Here is a 7,084-nt window from a genome sequence, read left to right on the forward strand (position 1 = left end):
CAATCACTTATCACAAAATAGTATGTAGTAAGAAGAAAGATGAAAAAGTTTGGAGGGGGAAAACTTTGGAAAAGGTAAAACCATAAAAACAGACAAACATAAATAATTATTATTCAATCTATTAAAGTATCAAAACAATGAAAGAAGAAGATTTATCACGTATCAAGCGATACCCCATCGTGGAGTATCTTGAAAGGAAAGGTATCAAGCCTGTACGTAGGACACCTTCCTATGCGCTGTACCGCTCACCACTCAGAGAGGAAACGCATCCGAGTTTCAAGGTGGACACAGAAAAGAATCTTTGGATAGACTATGCCGAAGGCAGGGGTGGAAGTATCATCGACCTCTTTATGCGTTTGGAGAACTGCACGCTATCGGAAGCCATCCGCCGTTTGGGACAGACTGCTCCCGATGATACTGCATATAGTCTTCACAATGACTTCACACCAAACAATTCCCAACCAGCAATGGCTGCAAGCGAGGCAAGGAAACTGATAAGTATATCAGACACCTTGCCGCCACATTTACAGGAGTACCTTACAAAAGTACGCTGCATTGATTTGGAGAGGGCTATGCCGTTTCTCAAATGTATCAGCTATGAGGTAAGGGATAGGCGATATCAAGCCATCGGCTTTGCCAATCCATCGGGAGGGTATGAACTTCGGGATAATGGTTCGTTCAAGGGAACGGTAGCCCCGAAAGACATTACTCCGATATTCACGGACAAACAGGCAGAACACGCAGCAGACAAGACACCGCCTGTATGTGTATTTGAGGGATTTATGGACTTCCTATCCTTTCTTTCAATGAAAGAAGAAATCACCAACCACTGTCTTGTGATGAACTCCGTGAGCAATGTGGCAAGGACTGTCCGCTATCTGAACGATCGACACCTGACCCATATCCGTGCCTTCCTTGACAATGACGATGCTGGGCGGAGAACCGTGCAAGAATTTGTAAGGGCTGGTTTCAAGGTGGAAGATATGTCCCAATATTACAAGGACTTCAAAGATCTCAACGAATATCATGTCAGCCGTGTCCGTGAGCGACAGAAGCATAAAGGGCAGATACAGGCACACATGTCAATTACAGATCAAAATCAAAACAAAGAATCAAAACAAGTCAAACTTAAAATGAAATAGAAATGGAAAAGAAAACTATGATGAGCGACAAAGACCTTTCATGGTTCTTGGAATGCCAAGATGATGAAATGGACAATGAGGTAATCTCACAGACGGAAGTACAACCCGTTCCTGTGGAGGAAACAACAACGGACGTAGAAATGAAGAAGGACCGTATTACTCAAGGAGAAGCGGACATCGCTTCTGAGCAATCCGAGCATACACGGAACACGGAGAACGTAACCGTTCAGAAACGCATCAGTGCCAAGATGAGAAAGAAAACACTCGAAGCCTACAAGCAAGCCTATCTTGTGCCGACCAAGTTGAACAACCGGAAGGCGGTCTATCTGAGTAGGGAAACACAGGAACGTGCCGACTTCATTGTGCGTAGATTAGGCGACAAAGGCAGCAACCTTTCAAGCTTCGTTGAGAACATAGTTCGTCAGCATCTGGAGGAATATGGTGAAGACATAGAGGAATGGAGAAGATTGTAAACCACAAGGAAAAGGTAGACGGTTTTCTGGGAAAAGGTCTCCCCTTTCTTCAAAATAGGTCTACCTTTTCAAGCAAATAGGTCTACCTTTTTTGCTAAAAGGGTCTACCTTTTCTTCTTCGGCTTAGTTCTCTGTGAGAATGCCACGAACGCAGTTAGTCATAGAATGCACGGAATTCATTTTTAGGCTATAAAACGTTTTAAGCGTAAATAATTTGTTCGGTAGCATTGCAAGACGTCAGTTTGTACCCACAAACTGCTCTTGCTCCCCTCGTTCGATTGTCGGGGAGATAAGACCGTAATCACTCCGTTCTCATCGGTCAGTATTCAGGAATTAAGAAACAATGAATCATCTACAATGATAAACTTTCAAGGAAACTTATATGAGCAGATACAATGGAAAAGCTGCCCGATGGCAGCAACAGGATAAGGAAGAACAGCGGATGAACAAAACGGAGTTCATCAAGGTAAGATGCACCTTAGAAGAGAAGCAGCGTATCAAGTCAAAAGCGGAAAGTGCAGGGCGGAAGTTCTCAGATTACTGCCGTGAGATACTCCTTAACGGAGAAGTAACAGCCGTTCCCAAGATGACAGACAATGAGAGGGAAGCCATTGCCATTCTCCATCATACAGGAAAGTTCTATGGACAGGTATCCAATCTCATCAAGGTCAAGGACGAAAGGTGGGTACTCATCACAAAGAACCTATCACTATGTGCAAAAGAAGCATTTAAGCGGTTTTACGACCCTCATTTTCGTGTGGAAGATGAGGTATATAAGGTCTTAAATCTAACAAGAAATGATAGGAAAATGTAAGGCGATAGCGCACGGCAGCACGGCTCTGGGCTATATTTTCAGAGAGGGCAAGCTCGGCTATCGGCTTGCCTTCCACAATCTTTGCAGCAGGGAGCCAAAGGCAATCTATGAGGAAATGAAAGTGGTCAGCGACTACAACAGCCGTTGCAGGAACAAGTTTCTCCGTATCGAAATAGGCATCGCACCTCAGGACGAGAAAAAGCTGCCTGTGTCCGAACTTATGAGGATAGCCCATTTGTTTGCCAAGCGAATGGGACTTGACAACCACCAATGGGTGGCAGTAACGCACAAGGACACCGACAACAGACACATTCATATCATTGCCAACCGCATCAGCCTTTACGGAGAAGTCTATGACACCACTTTTGTGAGCAACAGGGCAGCAAGAGTGGCGGAGAAAATAAGCCGCTCGAAAGGCTTGACCATTGCAAAGGAAGTAAAGGCTGAAAGGATGTATCAGAAAGCTAAATCCAATCTGACGAGAGAGCAAACAAAGAAAGAATTACAGCAAATCTGTTATGCCTTGTTGGACAAAAATAAAGGCGGTGGCATATCAGGGCACTCCATGTTTCTCTACGAATTGAATAAGAACAACATTACCATAGAGCGCATGAAGAATAAGCAGGGCAAAGTATATGGTTTGAAGTTCTCCTACTGTGGCCAGACATTCAAAGCTTCCGAAATCGGCAGGGAGGTCGGCTACCATTCCTTGCAGAAGAACTTTGAAGTAACCAACAAGGAAGAATCAAGGAAACCACATCTAACAGTACAAGAGCCGACAGAAAGGAAAGAACAACCTGATACTGGTTATCAACTCGTACCTCCAAGCCGTTCCTCAATTTCACGAGACAACGACACTCCACGAGCGCAGAACTCCATTGGTGCAGTGGCAGACACCATTGTTAGTGCAGCCGATGAACTAATGGAAGGCTTGGGCGATTTGATTACACCAACTGTACAGGGCGATGACTATGCCGAAACTGCATGGCAACGCAAACTCAGAAACCAAGCCAACAGAAAGAAAAAACGTGGAAGAGGATTATAACTCACGCCTAAAAAAATGCAGAAAGAAGAATATCTCATCAAGAACGCTTGTTATTCGCCAGCAAAGTATTATCTTTGCAAACAGAATAACAAGCGTTCTTTGCTAGGTAGAAAACAGCGAAGCCAAGTAGCTCGCTCGTTTCCAGATCGTTACCTGTTTAGTCTTATCAACAAGGTAACTTCTTTATTTTCAACAAGTTGTATTTTAAGAATTATCTTACCACGCGTTTTGGTGCATATTGCAGTGCGTTTTGGTGCAAAATGCATTGCAACATCACTCCTATTAACTCCATTTTTTAGTAGTTGTGGATGCAAATTTGGGAGAAATTTCCTTCAAAGAGAAATGCAAAAGCATAGTAAATGACCAAAAATAGTGAGGATAAGCCCTCTAAAATAGCTGGAATTTTATCTCTTGGACGCATTTTATATAGCTTTTAGCAGGTGTTTTTTGCTAGAATGGTTCGGACAACAAGCGCGGTTTGTAAAATATATTTATTGTTTTAACAAAACGTTAATAGGTGCTTTCGTAGATAAGAACAACGGCCATTGTTTTGCCTAAACAACAAGGATAAGCTGCTCATACCAAATCGGAGTGCAAGAAACATCGATTGTTTTGCAAGGAAATAAAATGAAAGGGGGCTCAGGTTTGCCTTGCGACCGAGATGAATAACACCGAAGAGAGACAGCAGCAATACAGGAAAAAATTGTTCTTTTTGAGTATTCCCTAAGCTTAATTATCTTTCTATTGTTTATGTATAAACAATTAACCTCGATGCAAAGGCCGCAAAACATTAACTTTGCTCCTAAGAAAACCGCAAGAGAAGAGAGTTTGCACATTGTTGGCATCTGCCAATCTGCACTATGTTGTGAGATGCGGTGCAAGAGTAGCCAGTTGGGTAAATATGCCTGATTCGAGGCATACAATTAAGGCTATGGAGTGGCGAAAGCGTTCCACAGACAATGCCATTGCTACACGCTCCCTGCGCATGGTTCTCACAAAGAATACCACCAAGTACCAGGGAAAGGCTGTCCTTGACCCGCAGGCACAGAAGATCTGCAACTTGGGATTGAAGAGTTTCAACGCAATTGCAGCGACCTCATACGAGCATTATAGCTGTGTGTTCAACCTCTTTGTGAGCAGGGCAACAAACACATTCGCCTAATCTTTCAATTCAAAGACAAAGGTTTTCGAGGGTACTCTGAGAGGAGTGGCAGGGGTAAAGTTCTTCATGCTTAGGCTTTCAAAGATTTGTGCATAGCCCATAAATGCCGCAAAAAACAGTGCGTTTTGATGCTAAATGCAGTGCGTTTTGGTGCTAACTACAATGCGTTTTGGTGCAAAACGCAAGGTAAAACGGTGCAAAATGCAGTGTGTTTTGCCGCTAAATGCAAGTCGATAAGCATAAATATCCGCAGAAATGGTATAAATGAAACCTCTTAGAGCCATGAAAAACATGGCTGAAAAAGGCGAAATAGTCGTTAAAAAGTAGCATTTTGGGGGCTAAAAGCAGGTAATCGGGCTTGAAAAAATACGAGGTGGCGACCAAACTAGAAAGGTAAAATGGTGCAAAATGCAAGTTTTGTTCTTAAAAACGGATAAGTACAGAGACGTGAAAGGCTAAAACTTGTGGCAATTTACCCACTTTACAGCCTATATTTTCGCTAGAATGGAGCGGAAATTAGAGCGATATTGTAAAGATAAAGATAAGAATTTAATTTTTTGGGGATTGCTTAGCTCGTGGGTTGCTGAGCTTATGAATGGATGAACCCGTGAGTGGATGAGCTTGTGAGTGGATAAGTTCGTGAGTTGATGTGCTTGAGAGCTGTTTGCTTGTGAGTTGATGTAGTCGTGAGTCGATGAGCTTGTGAACCTGTGAGTTGACGAGTTCTTGAGTTTGTAAGTTGGTGAATTGACATATTTGGGAGTTGTTGGGTTTTCGTGAGCCATAGGCCAGTGAGTTGATTTGTGGTGCACTTCGTATATGGGAAGCGGGCTCATCTTATGTTGGCATCGAAAAGACAACAAACTCCTCACAATTATAGAAATAACAAAAGTCGAGACTGTTTCAATGTAAGAAGTGGGTTGGGGCTAGGCCCTAACCCACTTCTTTATATACACGCATCTGTAAAACTTATGCCTGCATTGTGTGCATTTCGGTATTTATGCGTATCTTTGCCTTTGTAAAAAGTTACACATGGCAAAAACATTCACCACATTCGGCCATTCGTCCGACGAGTTTCGTCGCGACGAATTGGTACGTAAAATAGAACATGCACTGCAAGAGCTCACCCTTGGCGAACTTGAAGCGCTGTATTACGACATGATTTCGAAAGACTATCTAAGAGACTAGGGCTTATGAACACGAAAAAGAATAAGGAAGAGCAGATACTTATCCGCATTACCGGACAAGACCGACCAGGGTTAACCGCCTCTGTAATGAAAATCCTAGCTCGTTACGATGCACAGATATTAGACATCGGACAAGCCGACATTCATAGTTCGCTGTCGTTAGGAGTGCTTATCCGTATCGACGACAAACACTCTGGTCAAGTAATGAAAGAACTTCTCTTTAAGGCCACCGAATTGAACGTACACATTGGCTTTGAACCCATTGGCGACCAGCAATATGAAGATTGGGTTCACGGACAAGGCAAAAATCGCTATATACTTACCCTTATTGGCCGTAGCCTTTCGGCCAAACAGATTGAGGCGGCCACAAAGGTAATATCGTCGCAAGGGTTCAACATCGACTCCATCCTTAGGTTAACAGGCCGTATCAGCATTATGAACCCCGACAAGAACGTGCGCGCCTGCATTGAGTTCTCGTTGCGAGGAACGCCACAAGATCGCTCGGCCATGCAGAAACAACTAATGGCCCTCTCGGCCGAAATGGGTATCGACTTCTCGTTTCAGAAAGATGACATGTACCGCCGCATGCGTCGCCTGATATGCTTTGATATGGATTCAACCCTCATCCAAACAGAATGTATTGACGAATTAGCCATGCGTGCTGGCGTTGGAGATAAGGTAAAGGCCATTACCGAAAGTGCCATGCGAGGCGAGATAGACTTTAAAGAAAGTTTCAGAAAGCGCGTTGCACTGCTCAAAGGCCTTGATGTCGGGGTGATGAAAGACATTGCCGAACACATGCCTATTACCGAAGGCGTTGACAGGTTGATGGCGGTACTGAAACGATATGGCTACAAAATCGCCATATTAAGTGGCGGATTTACCTATTTTGGTGAGTTCCTGCAACACAAATATGGTATAGACTACGTATATGCCAACGAGTTGGAGGTTGACGACAACGGAAAACTGACTGGAAACTACGTGGGAGAAATAGTAGACGGGCATCGCAAGGCCGAACTGTTGAAACTTATTGCGCAAGTGGAAAAGGTAAATTTAGCACAGACTATCGCCGTTGGCGACGGCGCAAACGACTTGCCCATGATTTCAGAGGCGGGACTTGGCATAGCCTTCCATGCCAAACCGCGCGTTGTGGCCAATGCCCAGCAGTCTATCAACACCATCGGACTAGACGGTGTGCTCTACTTCCTTGGCTTTAAAGACAGCTACATCAATGCCTAAACAAGCATAATACAAACAAAAA

Annotated in this window: 8 protein-coding genes; all 8 read left to right on the forward strand. The window is 43.8% G+C overall.

What is annotated here, in order from left to right; translation table 11 throughout:
- The first annotated feature begins 137 nt into the window (after nt 1-137).
- The 8 genes from HMPREF0670_RS03730 (at nt 138) to serB (ending at nt 7,062) form a co-directional block, all read left to right on the forward strand.
- Nucleotides 138-1,142, forward strand: coding sequence for a toprim domain-containing protein (locus tag HMPREF0670_RS03730; RefSeq protein WP_044077670.1), 1,005 nt, complete (start codon nt 138-140; stop codon nt 1,140-1,142).
- 2 nt (nt 1,143-1,144) lie between these two features.
- Nucleotides 1,145-1,615 carry a DUF3408 domain-containing protein gene (locus HMPREF0670_RS03735; RefSeq protein WP_009229837.1) on the forward strand — a complete coding sequence of 157 codons (471 nt, stop codon included), beginning with the start codon at nt 1,145-1,147 and terminating at the stop codon, nt 1,613-1,615.
- Nucleotides 1,616-1,997: 382 nt separating this feature from the next.
- Complete coding sequence (locus tag HMPREF0670_RS03740) at nt 1,998-2,429, forward strand: plasmid mobilization protein (protein ID WP_009229838.1); 432 nt, start codon at nt 1,998-2,000, stop codon at nt 2,427-2,429.
- Entirely contained in the window at nt 2,413-3,474 is a 1,062-nt protein-coding gene (locus HMPREF0670_RS03745; RefSeq protein ID WP_009229839.1) for a relaxase/mobilization nuclease domain-containing protein, read from the forward strand. Before HMPREF0670_RS03740 ends, HMPREF0670_RS03745 begins: the two co-directional genes overlap by 17 nt.
- A 15-nt stretch (nt 3,475-3,489) precedes the next feature.
- On the forward strand, nt 3,490-3,837 hold the full coding sequence (locus HMPREF0670_RS16650) for a hypothetical protein (protein WP_083786787.1): 348 nt from the start codon (nt 3,490-3,492) through the stop codon (nt 3,835-3,837).
- A 568-nt stretch (nt 3,838-4,405) separates the two neighbouring features.
- Entirely contained in the window at nt 4,406-4,636 is a 231-nt protein-coding gene (locus HMPREF0670_RS03750; RefSeq protein WP_009229841.1) for a hypothetical protein, read from the forward strand.
- A 1,032-nt stretch (nt 4,637-5,668) separates the two neighbouring features.
- Nucleotides 5,669-5,824, forward strand: coding sequence for a hypothetical protein (locus tag HMPREF0670_RS16655; RefSeq protein WP_009229843.1), 156 nt, complete (start codon nt 5,669-5,671; stop codon nt 5,822-5,824).
- Nucleotides 5,825-5,829: 5 nt separating this feature from the next.
- Nucleotides 5,830-7,062 (forward strand): phosphoserine phosphatase SerB, encoded by a 1,233-nt coding sequence (gene serB, locus HMPREF0670_RS03760; protein ID WP_009229844.1) that lies wholly within the window; start codon nt 5,830-5,832, stop codon nt 7,060-7,062.
- Nucleotides 7,063-7,084: the final 22 nt, after the last annotated feature.

The organism is Prevotella sp. oral taxon 317 str. F0108 (assembly GCF_000162415.1).
GTDB lineage: Bacteria > Bacteroidota > Bacteroidia > Bacteroidales > Bacteroidaceae > Prevotella > Prevotella conceptionensis.